General features: G+C 43.0%; 17 protein-coding genes and 1 riboswitch. Of the genes, 10 read left to right on the forward strand and 7 right to left on the reverse strand.

Annotated features, from left to right (window positions below; translation table 11 throughout):
- Window position 1: 1 nt before the first annotated feature.
- From DESYODRAFT_RS03115 to DESYODRAFT_RS03125, 3 genes are read right to left on the reverse strand one after another with little or no spacing between them, the layout of a single operon-like run.
- Window positions 2–1,402: a nucleoside recognition domain-containing protein gene (locus DESYODRAFT_RS03115; RefSeq protein ID WP_007779296.1), complete on the reverse strand. Its 1,401-nt coding sequence runs from the start codon at window positions 1,400–1,402 to the stop codon at window positions 2–4.
- Window positions 1,390–2,178: a FeoB small GTPase domain-containing protein gene (locus DESYODRAFT_RS03120; RefSeq protein WP_007779297.1), complete on the reverse strand. Its 789-nt coding sequence runs from the start codon at window positions 2,176–2,178 to the stop codon at window positions 1,390–1,392. Before DESYODRAFT_RS03120 ends, DESYODRAFT_RS03115 begins: the two co-directional genes overlap by 13 nt.
- Window positions 2,175–2,441, reverse strand: coding sequence for a FeoA family protein (locus DESYODRAFT_RS03125; RefSeq protein WP_007779299.1), 267 nt, complete (start codon window positions 2,439–2,441; stop codon window positions 2,175–2,177). The genes DESYODRAFT_RS03120 and DESYODRAFT_RS03125 overlap by 4 nt, the downstream gene beginning before the upstream one ends.
- 249 nt (window positions 2,442–2,690) lie before the next feature.
- Between DESYODRAFT_RS03125 and DESYODRAFT_RS03130 the strand changes: the two genes are divergently transcribed.
- The 4 genes from DESYODRAFT_RS03130 to DESYODRAFT_RS03145 all read left to right on the forward strand — a co-directional run bounded on the left by DESYODRAFT_RS03130 (window position 2,691) and on the right by DESYODRAFT_RS03145 (window position 8,079).
- The gene (locus DESYODRAFT_RS03130; RefSeq protein ID WP_042339270.1) at window positions 2,691–4,499 is read left to right on the forward strand and encodes an ABC transporter ATP-binding protein; all 1,809 of its coding nucleotides are present in this window, start codon (window positions 2,691–2,693) and stop codon (window positions 4,497–4,499) included.
- Window positions 4,500–4,516: 17 nt separating this feature from the next.
- Window positions 4,517–5,284, forward strand: a complete 768-nt coding sequence (locus DESYODRAFT_RS03135; RefSeq protein ID WP_007779303.1) for an acyl-[acyl-carrier-protein] thioesterase — start codon at window positions 4,517–4,519, stop codon at window positions 5,282–5,284.
- A 215-nt stretch (window positions 5,285–5,499) separates the two neighbouring features.
- A complete protein-coding gene (locus DESYODRAFT_RS03140; RefSeq protein ID WP_007779305.1) occupies window positions 5,500–5,958 on the forward strand; it encodes a pyridoxamine 5'-phosphate oxidase family protein in 459 nt (152 codons plus the stop codon).
- 195 nt (window positions 5,959–6,153) lie between these two features.
- Entirely contained in the window at window positions 6,154–8,079 is a 1,926-nt protein-coding gene (locus tag DESYODRAFT_RS03145; protein ID WP_007779307.1) for a PAS domain S-box protein, read from the forward strand.
- 30 nt (window positions 8,080–8,109) lie between these two features.
- Here DESYODRAFT_RS03145 and DESYODRAFT_RS27890 read toward each other — a convergent pair whose 3' ends face one another.
- The 4 genes from DESYODRAFT_RS27890 to DESYODRAFT_RS03160 form a co-directional block, all read right to left on the reverse strand.
- Entirely contained in the window at window positions 8,110–8,250 is a 141-nt protein-coding gene (locus DESYODRAFT_RS27890; RefSeq protein WP_007779309.1) for a hypothetical protein, read from the reverse strand.
- 34 nt (window positions 8,251–8,284) lie between these two features.
- Window positions 8,285–9,109 carry a MetQ/NlpA family ABC transporter substrate-binding protein gene (locus tag DESYODRAFT_RS03150; RefSeq protein WP_007779311.1) on the reverse strand — a complete coding sequence of 275 codons (825 nt, stop codon included), beginning with the start codon at window positions 9,107–9,109 and terminating at the stop codon, window positions 8,285–8,287.
- 92 nt (window positions 9,110–9,201) lie between these two features.
- Complete coding sequence (locus tag DESYODRAFT_RS03155) at window positions 9,202–9,888, reverse strand: methionine ABC transporter permease (RefSeq protein WP_007779313.1); 687 nt, start codon at window positions 9,886–9,888, stop codon at window positions 9,202–9,204.
- Entirely contained in the window at window positions 9,878–10,903 is a 1,026-nt protein-coding gene (locus DESYODRAFT_RS03160; RefSeq protein WP_007779316.1) for a methionine ABC transporter ATP-binding protein, read from the reverse strand. The genes DESYODRAFT_RS03155 and DESYODRAFT_RS03160 overlap by 11 nt, the downstream gene beginning before the upstream one ends.
- A gap of 95 nt (window positions 10,904–10,998) precedes the next feature.
- Window positions 10,999–11,097: riboswitch (SAM riboswitch) on the reverse strand.
- Window positions 11,098–11,294: 197 nt separating this feature from the next.
- Between DESYODRAFT_RS03160 and DESYODRAFT_RS03165 the strand changes: the two genes are divergently transcribed.
- The 6 genes from DESYODRAFT_RS03165 (at window position 11,295) to DESYODRAFT_RS03190 (ending at window position 16,540) form a co-directional block, all read left to right on the forward strand.
- Window positions 11,295–11,627 carry a YerC/YecD family TrpR-related protein gene (locus tag DESYODRAFT_RS03165; RefSeq protein WP_007779319.1) on the forward strand — a complete coding sequence of 111 codons (333 nt, stop codon included), beginning with the start codon at window positions 11,295–11,297 and terminating at the stop codon, window positions 11,625–11,627.
- Window positions 11,628–12,791 carry an ATP phosphoribosyltransferase regulatory subunit gene (gene hisZ, locus DESYODRAFT_RS03170; RefSeq protein WP_007779321.1) on the forward strand — a complete coding sequence of 388 codons (1,164 nt, stop codon included), beginning with the start codon at window positions 11,628–11,630 and terminating at the stop codon, window positions 12,789–12,791.
- Window positions 12,792–12,892: 101 nt separating this feature from the next.
- Window positions 12,893–13,972 carry a 6-phosphofructokinase gene (locus DESYODRAFT_RS03175; protein ID WP_007779323.1) on the forward strand — a complete coding sequence of 360 codons (1,080 nt, stop codon included), beginning with the start codon at window positions 12,893–12,895 and terminating at the stop codon, window positions 13,970–13,972.
- Between the two features lie 28 nt (window positions 13,973–14,000).
- Window positions 14,001–14,483 (forward strand): type I restriction-modification system subunit M N-terminal domain-containing protein, encoded by a 483-nt coding sequence (locus tag DESYODRAFT_RS03180; protein WP_042338164.1) that lies wholly within the window; start codon window positions 14,001–14,003, stop codon window positions 14,481–14,483.
- Between the two features lie 192 nt (window positions 14,484–14,675).
- Complete coding sequence (gene pylSc, locus DESYODRAFT_RS03185; RefSeq protein WP_007779325.1) at window positions 14,676–15,515, forward strand: pyrrolysine--tRNA(Pyl) ligase large subunit; 840 nt, start codon at window positions 14,676–14,678, stop codon at window positions 15,513–15,515.
- A gap of 389 nt (window positions 15,516–15,904) precedes the next feature.
- On the forward strand, window positions 15,905–16,540 hold the full coding sequence (locus tag DESYODRAFT_RS03190) for a cobalamin B12-binding domain-containing protein (protein WP_007779328.1): 636 nt from the start codon (window positions 15,905–15,907) through the stop codon (window positions 16,538–16,540).
- Window positions 16,541–16,609: the final 69 nt, after the last annotated feature.

Genomic DNA, 16,609 nt, shown 5'->3' on the forward strand with positions numbered 1-16,609 from the left:
ATTAAACCAGGCCTAAGAGGCGAACTGCTTGAGTGAGAATAAAACAAGCGCTAAATCCAACCAGAGTCGGAATCAGGAAAGAGAGAAAGGTCCATTTCTTGCTGCCCGTTTCTTTATAAGTGGTAAGTAAGGTGGTAGCGCAGGGCCAATGAAGCAGAGAAAACAGCATAACGTTGATCGCGGTCAGCCAAGTCCAGCCGTTATTTACCAAAATAGTTCTCAACTCTTCTACACTAGCAAAGTCTTGCAGATTGCCTGTAGCGAGATAACTCATTATGAGAATCGGTAAGACAATTTCGTTGGCTGGCAGACCCAGAATGAAAGCCATCAAGATAAACCCATCCAGGCCAATTAACTGCGCAAAGGGATTCAGGGTCTGAGCTACAGTGGTCAGAATGTTTTGATCTCCAATAGGGACGTTAGCGAGAATCCAGATCACGGCGCCGGCCGGGGCGGCCATTATAATTGCCCGTCTCAGAACAAAGATGGTCCGGTCAATGATAGACCGATAAATAACTGCTCCAATCTGAGGGCGGCGATAAGAGGGCAATTCTAAAACCATAGAGGAAGGTTCGCCTTTTAACAGGGTGTTTGACAAAAGAAAAGAAATAAGCAAGGTGACTGTGATCCCCAGCAGAATTAGCCCGGTGATGACCAAGGCGTTGATTAATCCTGAATAAGAAGCTATGGCTCCACCGATAAAAATCGATGTCACAATAATTAACGTTGGAAAGCGGCCGTTGCAGGGAACAAAATTATTGGTTAAAATTGCAATTAAGCGTTCGCGGGGAGAGTCGATAATGCGGCAGGAAGTTACGCCTGCTGCATTACACCCAAATCCCATACACATTGTTAAACTCTGTTTGCCGCAAGCTTTAGCCCTTTTGAAAATATGATCCATATTAAAGGCAATACGGGGAAGAAATCCTGAGTCTTCTAAGAGAGTAAATAAAGGAAAGAAGATAGCCATAGGAGGTAACATTACTGAGACAACCCAAGCTAATGTACGATAAACCCCAAGGACAAGAACTCCGTGGACCCAATCCGGTGCACCGGACCATTGGAACCAGAGAGTCAATTGATCTTGGAAGATAAAAAGCTGTGAGGCCAGGAATTGGGAAGGTATATTAGCCCCTTCTATCGTTATCCAAAAGATGACCGCTAATAAAAGTAACATGAGCGGATAGCCAAACCACTGTGAAGTGACAAGGTCGTCAAGTTTTTGATCGAAGTTTATGCGGTTGTTCGCTTTCTTTAAAATGACTTGTTTAGTAATCTGCTCTGCGTTACCAAAGATATCGGCGACGATTTGATCACTTAAGGAGTTGAGAGTGGAACCCTTTACGCATTCAGCCTCACCGCAAATGTCACTTAAACTTCTCGGCGGAATCATAGAGCACATTTAGATTCCTCCCAACTATGGACTGAAGGTTGGTCATTCGCTAGAAAACCGTTTAAACTCTTTAAAAAGCTGCCATCTCCATCCAACAGCCTTAGGGCAATCCAGCGGGGAGGTAAGGCATTGTTTATGGCGATGTCTTCTACTAAAGGCAGCAGTTCGTTTATGGCAGTTTCGACATCCTTGGAGTAGATGATTTGACGGGGATTAGTTTTTAAGGACCCGGTTGCAACTTCAAATATTTTCCTGCGAAGTTCAGTAAGCCCTTCGCCTTGACGGGCGGCAGCGGCGATAACCGGTACACCTAACTCCCGCTCTAATGAGGGAATATCAATCACTAAGTTTTTTTTGCCGGCTTCATCCATGAGATTCAGGCAGACAACGACTTTCGGGGTTATTTCAAAAACTTGTAAAGCCAAGTTAAGATTTCTTTCTAAACAAGTTGCATCTAAGACAACGACAGTTACATCAGGGTTGGCAAAACACAGAAAATCTCTGGCGATTTGTTCCTCTACACTTTTTGCTAATAGTGAATAAGTACCCGGCAAGTCAACTATTAAAAAGGATTTTTGTTGATATCGAAAGCTCCCTTGGGCGTTATCAACCGTTTTGCCGGGCCAATTGCCAGTATGTTGATGTAGCCCGGTTAGAGCATTAAATATTGTGCTTTTTCCTACATTTGGATTCCCGGCCAAAGCTATACTTAATTGATCGTTTGCCAAAGAAATGCCAAAATAGTTTTGCCACAATATACTTTTTTTCTCTGCAGACAGAATCATACACATTCCTCTCCATTCGATATCTTTCTCACGAGAATTTGGGTAGCATCTTCATTTCTCAAGGCAATAAGTGTTTCCCTAACCAGATAAGCGGTCGGATCACCGGAAGGACCTCGTCGAATACATCGAATTAATGTTCCAGGGACGATTCCCAAGTCGAGAATTCGGCGCCGTAAAAGTCCGCTTAATTCCAAGGAAACTATCTGACAGACAGAACCCGGAGATAAGTCGGTTAAAGAATCGATTCTTTCTGCACCCCTCAAATTATGTACCCCCTTTTCGTTGCAGGCTAACTGTTTTCTAATTCCATAGGTTAGCCGCGGCTAACTTTTAGTGAAAGTTTATTTTGAATAGATTATGTAGAGGAGTTTTTTTTGTTCCCATCAGGCTCGTACTTTTTAAAAGCCCCAAGATGCAAGGGACGTCCCTTGCATCTTGGGGCCTTAATTCCTGATGAAAGTAACTATGATATAATAAAGGGGTTAGCTGGGCAAAGCTTAGGAGTTGATACTATGAAACAAGGGATCAGCAGGCAAGGGATCGGCCGGTTGAGATTCGCAAATGAAGAGATTCAGATGCCTAAAGTGACCAAAAAGATGCTTGCAAGAATCATGAGCTATTTTTGGCCCGAGCGGATGAAAATGCTTTTGGTCATGGGGATAATTGTTGTCATCGCGATCTTGGGGCTTGTACCCCCGATACTTATCAAAAATATTATCGACAATGCTTTACCACAAAAGGATATGGTTCTTTTAAGCTGGTTGATCTTAGTTTCCATTGGAACCACGGTGATATTAGGGCTTTTGCAGGTGGCACAGTCCTATCTTAGTATTTGGATTTCTAAGCATATCATTTTGAACATGAAAAATCAGATGTATGCTCATTTACAGAATATGTCCTTGAATTTCTATACTGCCGCTAAGCCTGGCGAAATCATCACCAGAATAACGAGTGATATCGATGGAATTCAAGATATATTCAATACCACATTAGTGAATGCCTTAACAAGTGTTGTTGTGCTTATCTCCACTGCCATTGTATTAATATCAATGAACTGGAAGCTGGCTATTGTCGGCATGATTATACTCCCAACCTTTATTATCCCTACCAGAAAAGTAGGCAAGCTAAGATGGAAAATCGCAACCCGGAGTCAAGAGAAAATCAGCGACCTTAACCAGATTATCCAAGAAAGCTTTAGCATTAGCGGAGTGCTGCTCACCAAGATATTCACTAAGGAAAAGGATGAATTGGCTAAATTTGAACAAACCAATCATGAGGTTATTAGTCTGCAAATTAAGGAATCCCTTGTCGGCCGATGGTTTAGAATGACGATAACCACATTTATTGCTATTGGTCCGATGCTTATTTACTTTTATGGAGGGTATTTATTCATCAAGGGTGAAATATCCATTGGGAGCATAATTGCCTTTGTAGCCTTGTTGGGAAGGCTTTATTTACCTGTTTCACAACTATCCAATATCCATATAGATGTCATTAGATCCTTGGCTTTATTTCAGAGAATTTTTGAGTACTTAGATCAGAAGCAGGAGATAAAAGATACACCTGACGCTACCAGTTTGGAAGTAATCAAGGGTAAAGTTTCTTTTGAAAAGGTGTATTTCTCATATAACAGCAAGGTTAAAGTCTTAGAAGATATAAGTTTTTCTGTGAACCCAGGTATGATGGTCGCCTTGGTTGGATCGAGCGGCGTAGGAAAGACGACGATTACCAATCTGATTCCAAGATTGTATGAGGTGAACAAAGGGAGCATCAAAATCGATGATAGAGATATTAGGGATGTAACCTTGGCCTCACTGAGGAATCAAATTGGAATCGTTATGCAAGAACCTTATCTTTTTAATGATACCATCGAAGAAAACCTAAAATACGGAAAGAAACATGCAACAGAACAAGAGATGATTGAGGCTTGTAAAGCAGCCTATATCCATGATTTCATTATGACACTGCCTGATAACTATAAAACCATCGTAGGAAATAGAGGTATCAAGTTATCAGGCGGAGAAAAACAAAGAGTGTCGATTGCCCGGGTCATCTTGAAAGGTCCGAGAATTATTATTCTGGATGAGGCCACATCCTCTTTAGATTCCGTATCGGAAATGTATATTCAAAAGGCGATGGTACCGTTGTTAAAAGGTAGGACAAGTTTTGTCATAGCCCACAGATTGGCAACCGTTTTAGCTGCGGATCGAATTTTTGTTATTAAAAATGGAACAGTAGCCGAATCCGGGACCCATAAGGAATTGCTCAAGAAAGAGGGCCTTTATCGACAAATCTATGATACACAGTTCAAAGGGAAGTAAAGAAGGTGGATTTAAACATGGAAAATCGGAAGTACAAAATAGGATTTGAAGTTCATTATCATGAAGTAGACCCCTCTGAGAGAGCTACGCCCTTGACCATACTTCATTACTTAGAGGATGCCGCAATTTCTCATTCGGAGTCAGTGGGACAAGGGATTGAACGATTAAAAGCGCAAAAGCAAGCCTGGATTCTGAATGAGTGGAACCTGCAGATGGACCGTTACCCTGTATTGGGGGAAAAGGTCATGATCGAAACCTGGTCTGCCGGGTTTGATCGGTTTTATGGCACTAGGGATTTCTTAATTATAGACAAGAATGACAAGGTTATCGGCCGAGCAACCTCTGTCTGGATCTTTTATAATACGGAACGTAAACGTCCTTCAAGAATTCCAGCGGATTTTCTGGAAGTGTATGGAATAGATCTGAGACGGGCGCTCAATGAACCTTTGAGTAAATGCCAGCTGGAAGAAGGAGACCAAAAAGGAGAGAATGAACAACTATTTACAGTCAGGCGCAGCGACATTGATACCAACGGGCATGTCAATAATGCCAACTATCTGCAGTGGATGTTAGAAGTCGTTCCTGAGGATATCTACCTTAATTATCACCTTGCCGCCTTAGAAATTACCTACAAGAAAGCGGTTACGTATGGATCAAGTATTTTATCAAAATGCGTTTTTCCTAATCAAAGGGTAAAGACTTCAGTATGTAGACATGCTATACTGGAAGATAATAGTTTTCATCATGAACTTGCAACAGCCAAAACAGTTTGGACACCCCAGTAAATATAAAGGGTTAGCGAATGCTAACCCTTTTATTTAAAAGGAACTATAGGTAGATAATTTTAGCTTAAGGCCTTGGTTATTTTCGAGATATTGATTGTCTTGTTGATATATTTCTTAAGAATGTATAAAGAGAGCCCGTTGACTTGGTGCTATTATCCAAGGATAACTGAATTATGATTTAAGGTTAAGAAATTTTAATGAAAAGAGGTAAACGTATGCGCAGAGTGGATAAAGAGATCACTGATCAGAATTTGATGGAGGAGATCCTAAAGAAGGCTCAGGTGTGCCGATTGGCTGTTTCCTATAGAGATATGCCCTATATTATTCCTATGAATTTTGGTTACGCCGATCGGGTATTGTATTTTCATTCTGCCCAAGAGGGCCTTAAACTCTTGATCCTTCGAGAAAATCCTCAGGCAAGTTTTGAAGTTGAGATTGATACACAATTGGTTCCCAGTGAGCAGGGATGTAATTGGACAATGCGCTATCAGAGTGTAGTTGGTTTTGGAGAGGTTGAATTCATCAATGGCTTGGCAGAAAAACGTGAGGGAATGAAACATATCCTACAGCAATATTCAGATAATATAACCTTTCCTAATGACGCAGCACTAGAGGAGGTAACTCTCTTCAAGTTGAAAATAAATACCATGACAGGTAAAAAATCCGGGTATTAATCAAAGATTTTGAGAATATAGCTTAATAGATGAAGCTAATCCAATTTATTATTTATAATTATTAACTTTAGGAAGGAATAAAAGAGATATTTGTCGAATGTAAGCGTATCATGAGTTAGTGAATTGTGTTACAATATATATAATAGATCAGTTCCATGGACATGCCCTGAATAAAATAGAAGAGTGGTATGAAAAATGTCGAAAACAGAAATCATGGAATTAAAACATAGAGTTGCTTTTCTGGAAGCAACTTTAGCAGATGTTCGCGAGGATAACGAAATATGGGAAACGATTTTTCTTGAAAATAGTTGGGGTATGGCAGTTGCTGATGCGATGAGCGGTAAATTGCTGAAAGTCAATCCCTACTATGCAAAAATGCACGGTTATGAACCGTACGAGCTGATAGGAAAATCAATGTATGATGTGCTTTGTGCTTCGGGACATCGGAACGATTGCTGCAAAAATAGTCCTAAAATACGGAATGATCGTTATGAATATAATTCAGTGCATGTAAGAAAAGATGGAAGTCGTTTTCCTGTACGTATTAATAATCATGAAATAACTGTGAAGGAACGGCGCCTGCGTATTGTCTCTACATGGGATATTACAGAGGTTGAACTTAAAGAAAAGGAATTGACCCAGTATCGGGAGAGTTTAGAGCAATTGGTTAAATTTCGCACGGATGAGCTGGAAAAAACAAATGAGCGGCTACGAAGTGAGATCCTCCAAAAGGAATCTATCGAAAACGAATTAGCCAAAGCAAATCAAGAAATGATTGATACCCTTGAAGGTATGGGGGATTGCTTTGAAGCTGTAAATACCCAATGGATTATAACGTATGCCAATAGGGCCATGGTCAAGGCGCTCGAAGCAAATGGTTTGGATGGAAATATAGTAGGGTCTGATTATCGGGAGACTTATAAACTAGGGAGTAAGACGATTAATGATGCTTGTCTTAAAGTTATGCATGATGGTGTGCCGGTGCGGTTCGAGACCTACGCCCTAATTATGGAGCAGTGGGTGGAAGTCAGTATTTATCCAACAGAGAGCGGAATTTCGATTTTTCTTCGAAATATCGAGGAAAGGAAGAAAATCGAAAAGGCGGTGGAGGAAGAGCATCATCGTTTATATTCGTTATTTAATAGCTTTCCTGGTCTAATCTATCTCCAAGAAGAAAACAATAGAATACGTTTCGCGAACAATAGCTTTCAAGCAAAGTTTGGTCCATGTATAGATCAACTCTGCCATGAAGTGATAGCAGGGTTACCAATGCCGTGCCCTGATTGCATGTCTTCAATGGTTCTTAGGAGTCTTACAGCCGTATGGAAAGAGATGGTTTTTGACAATCGTATTTATGAGGTATATTCTCAGCCTTTCATTGATGCCGATGGATCAAAGTTAGTTTTCAAGGTACTTATTGATATTACTGACAGAAGGCGTGCTGATCGCGAATTGGCGCGTTTAGAGAGACTTAATATGATAGGCGAAATGGCGGCGGGTATCGCTCACGAGGTAAGGAATCCACTGACGGCAGTTCGGGGGTTTCTTCAATTGCTCCAATCCAAGGTCGAGACTGTGGCTTATCATGACTTTTATCAATTGATGACGGATGAATTAGATCGAGCTAATCTGATCCTATCAGACTTCCTGAGTTTAGCGAAAGATAAATCCATTGATTTTAAATTGATCAATATTACAAGAATAGTCACATCGTTAACTCCGCTTTTAACGGCTGATGCAATCAATCAAGATAAAAAAATAGCGTTTGAGTTTGATGAAGTTGCTGATATACGTGGGAATGGAAATGAGCTTCGACAGTTGATTTTGAACTTGGCGAGAAATGGATTTGAAGCGATGCAAGCGGGTGCGGCTTTAACCATTCGAACTTATGCCTTGAGAAACGATATAATTCTTGAAGTCTGTGATCAAGGCAGAGGAGTTGATCCGGATATACTCGAAAATCTAGGGACTCCGTTTCTAACAACCAAAGAACGAGGGACCGGATTAGGGATCGCAATATGCCAGAGTATTGTTGCACGCCATAAAGCGTCAATTAGTTTTGACTCAGATCATACAGGGACAACAGTTACAGTTAGGTTTCCGTCGAGTGAGAATCTATAATTTGCATGATAATTTACCCTTTGGTTTTATTTAATAGACGCACTGCATTGGGGTTCCTTGTGAAAAATCCAGCAATTGCACGGCTTTCGAGGACTTTATGGTTGAAGGCCAGTCCAGCATGGCCAGGATGACAAGGGAACGGGGTTCATGATAGCATTTCAATGCTATCATGAACCCCGTCCTTTTGTCACGTTCTAATTTATTTTTAGAATGCCGGAACAATCGAGCCTTGATATTTTTCTTCGATGAACGTTTTAACCTCTGGTGAAGTTAGAGCTTTAGCTAGCTTTTGTAGAGCGGGATCGTCTTTACGAGTGTCCTTGACAACTAGAATATTAGCATAAGGAGAGTCTTTGTCTTCCATAATAATGGAATCATTGATTGGGTTAAGTCCGCCTTCAATGGCGAAATTTGTATTGATTACTGCGGCATTAACTTTAGGATCTTCAAGCACTCTTGGAAGCTGAGGAGCGTCGAGGGGAGTAATTTTAAGTTGCTTGAGGTTAGTCTTAATATCATTAACGGTTCCTTTGATGCCTACTCCATCGTTTAATTGAATGACGCCGGCTTTGGCCAGGAGGGCAAGGGCGCGGCCGCTGTTAGAAGGATCATTGGGAATGACTATGGTATCTCCATTTTTGAGGTCTTCCAGTTTCGTGATTTTTTTAGAGTAAACCCCCATTGGTTCGATGTGGACATTAGCAATGGAAACATTCTTCAGGGAGTGATCTTGGTTAAAGGAGTCCAGGTAAGGAGTATGTTGGAAGAAGTTAGCGTCGATATCACCTGTATCCAAGTCCAAGTTTGGGCGGACGTAATCAGTGTAATTCACGATTTGAAGGTCAACGCCTTCTTTGAGAAGAGCAGGTTTAATGTGTTCCAGGATTTCAGCATGAGGGATTGGGGTTGCCCCAACTTTAAGTACGGTGCCAGAGGACTTGTCGGAGCCACAGCCGGAAAGCACGAGGGAAAGAGAGACGAAAACAGTGAGCAAAAGGGCAAAACAGCGATGATTCTTGATTCTTGACATAATTTCTTCCTCCTATTTGTTTCATTTCTTTTGGACAGGGTTGCCTTTTCTAGGATGCAGGTAAAGCGTGGGACGGGTTCATAACTGAGGATTTAATGAGTAAGCTTGCGTGCCAGTGTGGTTCCCAGAGATTGTATGATCTGAACAATCACGACAAGAATGACGACGGTGATGATCATAATATCGGTTCGGAAACGGTTGTAACCATATTGGATGGCCAAGTCTCCTAACCCACCCCCGCCAACAGCACCGGCCATAGCGGTGTAGCCGATGACACTGATTGTCGTGATGGCAACGCCTAGAATCAGTGAAGCTTTTGCTTCAGGAAGAAGAACTTTTTGGATGATTTGTTGGGGGGAAGCTCCCATTGATAAAGCCGCTTCAATGACGCCGTAAGGAACTTCTTTGAGAGAACTTTCCACGACTCTGGCCACAAAGGGAGCAGCTGAGATGACGAGAGGAACAATAGCTGCAGTTGTACCGATCGATGAGCCAATAATGGATTTAGTGAATGGGATTAAGGCTACCAATAGGATGATGAACGGAGCGGAACGCAAGATGTTGATGACGGTGCCTAAAGTCCGCTCGACCCATGGATTGGGCATGATGTGCCCGGGAGAAGTAATGACCAAAATAATGCCTAAAGGAAGTCCCAGCAGGTAAGCCAGTACCGTGGAAGCGAGTACCATATAGAGGGTTTCGCCGGTTGCCGGTATGACAAGCCGGAATGAATCAATCCAAAAAGTCGCCTGAAAAAGCAGGGATGAATCAAAGCCCACGATGAATCACCTCCACATTTAATTTGCGAGATTCCAAGTAGCGATGGGCTGTTTTGATTTGTTCGGGGTTTCCGAGAAGTTCGATGGTAAGTGTACCAAATAATGTGGACCTCAAGTGGTCGATGCTTCCATAGAGAATATTGGCCCGGACATCGCAAGAACGCAGTAAGTCAGTGATGATTGGATCTGAGGCCCGTGAACCGAGAAATTGTATGCGAACAATTTCCGAATCTTTGTGAGTTGCAAGCTCCTGTAAAAGGTCGGCTGGAAGTTCGTTCGGAAAAACAGTTGAGATAAACTGGCGGGCGATATCTGACTGAGGTTTAATAAAAACAGATTCGACAGGACCGTTTTCAACAATGTGTGCGGCATGAATAACCGCAACATCCGTGCAGATTTCTTTGACTACTTTCATTTCATGGGTAATCATCACAATCGTTAAACCAAGTTTCTGGTTGATATCCCGCAAAAGATTGAGAATAGAAAGGGTGGTCTGCGGATCTAAGGCTGAGGTGGCTTCGTCACATAAGAGGACTTGTGGCTTGGTGGCGAGTGCCCGGGCAATTCCAACCCGTTGTTTTTGGCCGCCGCTTAATTGCGCAGGATAAACAGACGCTTTATCTTCGAGACCAACTAAATGGAGTAATTCTTTGACCCGTACCGAGATTTCCTTCTTAGACACTCCGGCGATTTCCAGGGGGAAGGCAATGTTTTCCTCTACGGTCCGTGATAGAAGAAGATAAAAATGTTGAAAGATCATGCCAATATTCTGACGCGCATGACGCAGTTCCTTGCCGGAAAGCTGTGTCAGGTCTTGGCCGGCGACAATGATGTGACCACTCGTTGGTTTCTCGAGAAGGTTTAAGCAGCGCACTAATGTGCTTTTTCCTGCACCGCTCAATCCAATAATCCCGTAGATGGACCCCTGCGAAATGTTCAAGGATACATTATCAAGGGCAATGACGTTCCCTTGACGAGAAGAATATTGCTTTACTAATTGTTTAATCTGAATCAAAGGTTATTGCTCCTTTGCATAATTAATTTATGCCCAGCGGTTTTATACACAACAAAACTCCGCGAAGAAAACCCGCGGAGTACCATTCGGTTTTCCTCTTATCTCCCAGATTTCTCTGCAGGAGTTAGCACCGTGCAAAAATGCCGGTTGCCGGGCTTCATCGGGCCAGTCCCTCCACCTACTCTGAATAAGAGTCTACTATGAGGTTTTACTGTGTCTAAGAATTACTAAAGCTATCCATAGTTTAGCATAGGGAAGATAGGGTTGGCAAGAGATAAAATTTATACGGGTTTAATTTATACTTGAACTAAAAAAGCTTGACAATAACACAACACTTTAATAGATTAAAGGGAGACAGTGACCTTGTTCAATTATTTGGGAGGGGAAAGCCATGTCAAGCGATGAGCGTTTACAAAATCCCTTAAATGATGCCCTAGTAGAAGCCGTTTTATTGCTTAAGAGCAAAGAAGAGTGTTATCGGTTCTTTGAAGATATCGCGACAGTTGCTGAAATCAAGGCTTTGGCTCAGCGTTTGGAAGTCGCTAAGATGCTGCAAAGGAACGAGACCTATACCGCAATTACGGAAAGAACCGGAGTAAGTACTGCAACGATCAGTCGTGTGAAGCGCTGCTTGAATTTCGGAGCAGATGGTTATCAGCTTATCTTACGGCGTTTAAAGGAGCAGAACGCACAGAAAAATGACGGTCATGAAGGAGAAGCATAAATGTTGAGAACGAATTTAGGGTTGCGTATACCAAAGGGCATGCGGGATCTATTACCTGAGGAAATCGCTGTTCAAGAGGAGTTAGAGGAAAAAGTTCTGGCCCTTTTCCGGCAGTGGTCTTATCAGAAAGTATTGACTCCAACCTTGGAATATTCGGCTTGTGTTCAGCCGGATGTTGACCAGGACGATTTGCTGTACAAGTTTTTTGACCGTGAAGGGCATATATTAACCTTACGCCCCGAACTGACGATACCGATCGCCCGTCTTGTCGGTACACGTATGAGGGGGGGAGAATTTCCCCTGCGCTTATGTTATGGTGCAGATGTCTATCGAAATACCAATGTCAGGCACAGAGAGTTCCGACAATTGGGTGTAGAACTGGTGGGTTCTGACCAGGAACTGGCAGACGCTGAAGTGATTGCCCTTGCTGTAGAAGCTATCGCAGGTTTGGGCCTGGAAAATTATCAATTTAATCTGGGACATATGGGGATTTTTTCGGGACTCATGCTGGAAGCCGGAGTGGATGAGGGGATACAGGCCAAATTAGAAGAAGTATTAGCTCGTAAGGACATGGTGGGCGTGGAAAGCTGTGTCAGACAAAGTGGATTACCGGGACGGGTTCAGGAGCTACTGCTTCGGTTACCCCATTTTCACGGGGGAGAGGAAATTCTGGATGAAGTCCTCGGTTGGAGTGAGAGACCCGCAATTCGGGCAGCAGTCGAAAGTCTAAGGAGAATTTATCAGTATTTAAATGATTTTGGTGTTCAGGAGAATGTGTCCTTAGATCTGGGAATACTTCGGGGTTTTTCATATTATACTGGGGTGATTTTTGAAGGGTATGTTCCGGGAATAGGTTTTCCGGTCGTTGAGGGCGGACGTTATGATGCCTTATATGCCGACTTTGGTATCCCTCAGCCGGCAACCGGGTTTGCGATACATTTAGGCAATCTCTTGGAACAATTTCCGCTGCCAAATGTCGAGGGAGCAGATGTCTTAGTTTATGGATCCGATGCGAAGCAGGTCATTCGCCGGAGCCAGGCTTTGAGGGCCTTGGGGAAACGGGTAGAGATGTCTCTCGGAGTTTTAGGCAATGATGAGGCAGGGAAAATAGCGCGGCAAAAGAATATTGCTCAGGTTTTATGTGTTGATGGAGAAAGTTTGTGAAGACAAATAATTTGAAATAATTGGATGAGTTCAGCACTTTTTTAGGCTGGAATATTATATAATGACATATTGGAGATACATCTGGATAAGGGGTGTAAAAATTGCGTAAACTTGCGGTACTTACAGGCGGGGGAGATTGTCCGGGGCTCAATGCGGTGATTCGGGCAATTGCTAAGAGTGCACATGGATATGGACTCGAAGTGCTTGGAATCAGAGATGGTTTTCGTGGAGCGGTAGAAGGGGATTTTGTGCCCCTTTCTCTGCGGGAGGTTTCGGGTATTTTACCACGTGGCGGCACGATTTTAGGAACAACGAATCGAGATAACCCTTTTGCTTATCAAACAAAACTAAATGGGGTAACTCAACCGGTGGATCGCTCAGATGATGTCATCCGGAATTTACAAGAGCAGGGTGTGGATGCCTTGCTGGCAATTGGGGGAGACGGAAGTCTGAAGATCGCCCTTGAGTTTGCCAATAAAGGGCTTAAAGTGATCGGAATTCCCAAGACGATTGACAATGATTTAATGGCTACGGATCAAACCTTTGGTTTCCAAACGGCGGTAGCTACGGCCCAAGAAGCCTTAGACCGTTTACATACCACCGCGGAATCCCATCACCGGGTTATGATTCTTGAAGTCATGGGGCGCTATGCGGGCTGGATTGCTTTGTATGCCGGGGTAGCAGGAGGAGCGGATGTTATCCTGATTCCCGAAATTCCTTATAATCTAAACCGGGTTGCGCTGTGCATTCAACAACGGGCCAGACAAGGAAAGAAATTCAGCATTATTGTCGCGGCAGAGGGAGCGAAACCACTGGGCGGGGAAATGGTTGTCGAGCGCATGATGGAGGGGCGAGTTGACCCGATTAAACTGGGGGGGATTGGCGCCAAAATAGGTCGTGATCTTGAAGAACATCATGGGATGGAAACTCGGGTGACGGTGCTCGGACATCTTCAACGGGGTGGTTCCCCCAATGCCTATGATCGTGTACTTTCTACACGTTACGGAACGTCGGCAGTTGACGCTGCACTTGAGGAGGAATTCGGAATCATGGTCGCTCTTCAGGGCAGAGAGATTGTACGGGTCCCTCTTCGTGAAGCGGTTGATCAAATTAAACTTGTGCCCTTGAATGATCCGTTGTTGTTAGCGGCGCGCACTCTTGGCATGGAGTTTGGCGATTAGTTCTAAAAAGGATAGGGAGGCTTGAACGATGGAGGGCAAATTATCTGCAGCGGAGTTTGAGAGTTTCCTTGATGAGACTTGCGACGCTTTACGTGGAGACCGGGAGGCTGTGGGATTTAAGGAGTATGTGATAGCCATCGTTTTTTTAAAACGTTTGAACGACCGATTTAATATGGAACGAGAGGTTCGGCGCAATAAACTTATGGCCAAGGGCTTATCTCAAAATGAAATAGAAGAGGATTTGGAAAAAAGAGAATCTTATCGTTTGTTTGTACCGAAGATGGCACGGTGGGACATAATAAAACAGGAAAATCAAGATTTAAGGGCTTACTTAACGAAGGCTTTTGCAGAGATTGACGATAAGAATCGGGGTTGCCTGGGAGTCTTAAAAACTATTGATTTTAATAAGACCTCAGAAACAGGCGAAATGTACATTACTAATGCAGATCTGGCAGAATTAATCAAGCGTTTTGAAGAATTGGTGTTGACGGATGATCACTTAGGCTTCTAAAACTATGGAGAACTGCTGATCAAGCTGGTTTCATAACACAAGCTTGCACAAAATTGGAATTAGTGGTAATCTAAAAACGACATGGGGGGTAGATCGAATAGATCACACGGACTCTAAATTCGTGCAGACGGGTGAAACTCCCGTACTCCTCGCCATTTTTATGTCTAAGTGTTTTGACAGGAGGTTCATCTCTTGAGTATTTCATGGTCGACGGTTCAATTGCAACGCTTAAAAGAACTTAACGCATCTTCTGAACAACTGGATATGAACTTTACTGAAACATCAAGCCGCGACCGCGCATTCCAAGATGTCGAACATAGCTTAGTTAAGCATGGGAAATCACAGCTTAAAAAATTACGTGATGAGAAGCGCCGGCCGGCCTTACTTGAGCTTGAAGACGGATTGGCGGAGGCATTACGCCGGCAAGGATTCGTTCAGGTGGTTACACCGACAATTATTTCCAAGACTTCATTAGCGAAAATGACGATTTCAGACGATCACCCGCTATTCTCACAAGTCTTTTGGTTAGATGCCAAACGCTGCCTGCGGCCGATGCTGGCACCGAATCTTTATACTCTGTGGAGAGATCTCGCACGCCTTTGGGATAAACCGATTCGTATATTTGAAATCGGAACCTGCTATCGGAAAGAGTCACAGGGTGCGCAGCATCTGAATGAATTTACGATGCTTAACCTGACAGAACTAGGTACTCCCCTTGAAGAGCGGCATCAACGGCTGGAAGAAATGGCCCGCTGGGTTATGGAGGCAGCAGGAATTGAAGGGTATGGGCTTCTTACCGAATCCTCTGTGGTCTATGGAGATACTGTAGATGTAATGAAAGGTGAGCTCGAGCTGGGATCAGGTGCTATGGGGCCTCATTTTTTGGACGAGAAGTGGGGGATTTTTGATCCTTGGGTCGGCATAGGTTTTGGACTGGAAAGGCTTCTTATGATTCGGGAAGGTACACAGAATGTTCAGAGCATGGCCAGAAGCTTAACCTATCTGGATGGGGTTAGGTTAAATATAAAATAACTGCGGGAAAATCCTAAGTTAGTTTCATATGATTAAAACGAAAGCTATGACTACATCAGTGAAAGTCATAGCTTTGTTAATTATGTAAATTTACGGTGTAACTGTTTTTTTCTGTGAAAAAAACAGTTACACCTATTTTATAAGAGGCTATCCCCCGAACTGTCACCATGAATTTACAGTTCAGGGGATGGCCTCTTATTTTAATCGCAGCTAAACATAGAAATCCCTTCAGATATCTGGTTTTTCTGAATTTTTATGAACTTGGCATTAAACTTGCACATTCTTAACAGTGTGATCAAAGTGTAAAAGAAGAAGGAGGAATAAAAGCACTTTCTATTAAGTCAGAAAAACTACAGGGTTAAAAGCAAACGACAAGGAGGTAATAGTTTATGGCCGGCTATGAAGATTTATCGAAAGCAGTATTAAAGGGTGATGATGATCAGGTAAAATCTCTAACTAAAAGTTTAATTGATAGCGGAAACGATCTTTTGGAAATTATCAATCAGGGTCTGATTGCTGGGATGGACATAGTTGGAGCACGCTTTAAAAAGGGGGAAATGTTCGTTCCCGAAGTACTCATGGCAGCTAGAGCGATGTCAGAAGGTATTAATTTAGTTAAACCCCTTATGGCTGAAACGGATATCCCTACAATAGGTAAAGTGCTGGTTGGCACAGTTAAAGGTGACCTTCATGATATCGGAAAGAACCTGTTAGCTATGATGATGGAGGGTGCCGGCTTTACAGTCGTTAATTTAGGCGTCGATATTTCACCGGAACAGTTTGTAGAAGCCGCAAAGGAACAAAAAGCTGATATGATCGCTATGTCCGCACTGCTGACCACTACTATGGTATCAATGAGAGACACCATAGAACTATTTAAAGAAGAGGGTATAAGGGATAAGGTGCGCATTATTATTGGGGGAGCTCCGATTTCTCAGGAATATGCGGATGAAATTGGTGCCGATGGTTTTGCACCTGATGCCGCTACTGCCTGCGATCTTGCTAAAGGCCTGCTTGCTAAGTAATTATCTATTCAATCAGGACTTGGTGTAAAAATAAATAATCTAAGAAAGGTGGAGTAAACGGTGACCATA

The organism is Desulfosporosinus youngiae DSM 17734, assembly GCF_000244895.1.
Lineage (GTDB): Bacteria > Bacillota > Desulfitobacteriia > Desulfitobacteriales > Desulfitobacteriaceae > Desulfosporosinus > Desulfosporosinus youngiae.